This is a genomic window from Streptomyces sp. NPDC002130, from assembly GCF_040296465.1.
Lineage (GTDB): Bacteria > Actinomycetota > Actinomycetes > Streptomycetales > Streptomycetaceae > Streptomyces.
On the sequence record NZ_JBEOXI010000669.1, the window covers coordinates 1 to 1,753 of the forward strand.

Here is a 1,753-nt window from a genome sequence, read left to right on the forward strand (position 1 = left end):
AACACGACACACGCGATCAGTCGGCCCAGCGGTTCCGAATCGGTTGCCGCTGCTGCTGCCGCAATCGCGATGTCGGAACCCACGACGAAGGTGTACGACCACAGCGGCGTCGGCGGAAACAGCCACCAGATCAGGGCCGCGCCGAGGCACAACACGATGACCGTCAGATTGACCGCCCGCCAGAGCGTCCCTTGCGGACCGACGTCACTGAATCGGGCCGACAGCAACACCAATCCCATCCAGAACGCCGTTCCGCCGACCAACACCCGGCAGGCAGTGAAGAAACCGCGATCTTCGAGATAGCGACTGAACGTGTGAAACTGGTCGGGCGTCTGCCACCAGCGTCCGACGACTTCGATCAAACCACTCATCGACGAACCGCCGACGCGCTTGTGCAACCTTTCGGCACACTTCGACGTTGCGGACACGCTGATTTCCCCCCGGAGCACACTGGCATATCCGGCAGCATAGTCAGCTCCGGTCGGGCAAACCAACCGTTCTGCCGGATTACCGAGGACGCTTAACCGAACACCGGTGAGCTATTACTCGGCAAGGATTCGAGTAACGCCGACGCCTCTGTTCCGTCGATCAACACTGCACGTCCGATCAGCTCAGAGCGCTGTAGGCAGCCGATACGTACTGCGCCGATCGTTCCGAACCGAGCAGGCCCGGCCCCATCTTGTTCATCACGTAGGAGAAGGTCATGCGCTTGTCGGTGTCGATGATGATCTGCGACCCACCCCAACCGCCCCAGAAACAGATTCGTCCCTCCGGAATGAACGGCACGGACTCGGGCGTCGGCAGGCCGAATCCGACGCCGAAACGGACCGGCACACCCAGGACGAGGTCGACCCCGTACGACTGCTCCTCGAAGATCTTGTCGATCGTTTCCTCCGACAACAGACGGACGTCACCGACCTTGCCGCCGCACGCGATCACCGATTGAATACGTGCGAGCGCCCTCGCATTCGAATGTCCGTTGGCCGCACCGATCTCGGCAGCGCGCCACCCGTCGGTCCACGAACCTGTTGCATCGGCCGGCGGCGCAGTGAACGTCTTCACCATGATGTTGTCCATCCCGAGTGCCGCGACGTCGATCGGCAACGGCGGGGGCGCAATGACATTCGAGACTCGGCCGTACTCCGACTTCGGCAGCCCCAGGCGGAAATCTGCATCGAGTGGGCCGGCCTTTACTTGGATAAGTCGTGTCCAAGTATACTCGGACATGACTTATCCAAGTCAAGGGTTGCCCGTCAGCCGAAAAGTTCGGCGGCCAGTGCCTCGTAGGTCGCGAGTGGATCACCCTCGGCGGGAAGTGCTTGGATCGCAACGTGATCGGCGCCCGCCGCGACATGCTCGCGTAGCCGATCCGCGATGGACTTCGCGGTACCGCGCGCAACCAGAGCGTCGATGACGCGATCGTTTCCCTCGTTCGCCAACTCTTCGGGTGCAAAACCGAGGCGCTCGAGATTGCTCGTGTAGTTGCGTAGGTACAGATACGGATTGGCGACGGCGGGGCGACCGATTGCTCTGGCCTTCTCCGGATCGGTTTCCAGAACAACCTTGTGCTCAGGGGCCAGGATCTTCGAGGGTCCGAGGATTTCGCGAGCTTCGGCCGTGTGTTCGGGGGTGGTCAGGTACGGATGCGCGCCGGCGGCGCGATCTGCGGACAGTTTCAACACCTTCGGTCCCAGTGCGGCGAGGACGCGCCGTGATTCCGGGACCTGGGCCGCGTCGAGTTCGTCGAGGTACG

At 62.3% G+C, this 1,753-nt stretch carries 3 protein-coding genes; all 3 read right to left on the minus strand.

Features of this window, described 5'->3' with window-relative positions; genetic code table 11:
• Positions 1-428: hypothetical protein (locus tag ABT116_RS44245; RefSeq protein WP_351646518.1), on the minus strand; the 428-nt coding region annotated here is incomplete at its 3' end.
• 178 nt (positions 429-606) lie between these two features.
• On the minus strand, positions 607-1,104 hold the full coding sequence (locus ABT116_RS44250; protein ID WP_351646520.1) for a serine hydrolase: 498 nt from the start codon (positions 1,102-1,104) through the stop codon (positions 607-609).
• Positions 1,105-1,253: 149 nt separating this feature from the next.
• On the minus strand, positions 1,254-1,753 hold a 500-nt coding region (locus ABT116_RS44255), incomplete at its 5' end, for a TIGR03620 family F420-dependent LLM class oxidoreductase (RefSeq protein ID WP_351646522.1).